The following is a 756-nucleotide window of genomic DNA, read 5'->3' on the forward strand; positions in this document are numbered from 1 at the left end:
TCGACGCGACGACCAGGGTGATCGCGACCTGGTTCAAATACGGCACCCTGCCGAACGGGACGCTGGTGGCCGATACGGTCGCCGAACGCGACACCGCCGAGGTGTTGGGGTACGCCGAGCAGTTCGCCGACCAGTTCAACCTGGCGCTGGCCCGCCTCACCCGGGGTCTGGTCCTGGCTTACCGGGACGGCGCGGACCCCCAGAGCGGGTTGATGCTGATGAACGCCGCCCGGGAAACCGCCCAGCGGCAGCGGTTTACCTTGGTGGCACTGCCGATCGTCGACACCGAAATTGCGAAGCACAAAGCTCACACCGGCGATCTCGACGGGGCCATCGACCTGGCGCAGGCAGTGCTCGACGACGAGTTTGCGACGGGAGAAATGATCTACCGTGGACCCGCCGCAACGGTTTTGGTGGAGTCGCTGCTGGCGCGCGGCGCTTCCGGCGACCTGCAGCTCGCGCAGGACGTGATCGACCGGCTGGCCGCCGTGCCCACCGATCCCGGGTTCGTGCTCCACGACATTGCGCTGCTGCGGCTGCGTGCGCTGATGGCCCGACACCGCGGCGATCAGGCCGGCTACCGGCATTGGGCCGATCTTTATCGGGTGACGGCGACGACGTGCGGCTTCGCCGGCCACCTGGCGATCGCCGAGACGATGACAACCGGGTGATATGGCTCTTTTAGCCGCAGTAACTCCGGTATAGTTTTCCAGGCGCTGTGCGCCGCCGTGGGATAAGAAAATGGGCCCACCGTGC

Annotated in this window: 1 pseudogene; it reads left to right on the top strand. The window is 66.5% G+C overall.

Annotated elements, in window-relative coordinates:
* Positions 1 to 671: pseudogene (locus F6Q13_RS18485) on the top strand (cyclase); the annotation flags it as partial.
* Between the last annotated feature and the right edge of the window lie 85 nt (positions 672 to 756).

Source organism: Mycobacterium sp., assembly GCF_008709575.1.
GTDB lineage: Bacteria > Actinomycetota > Actinomycetes > Mycobacteriales > Mycobacteriaceae > Mycobacterium.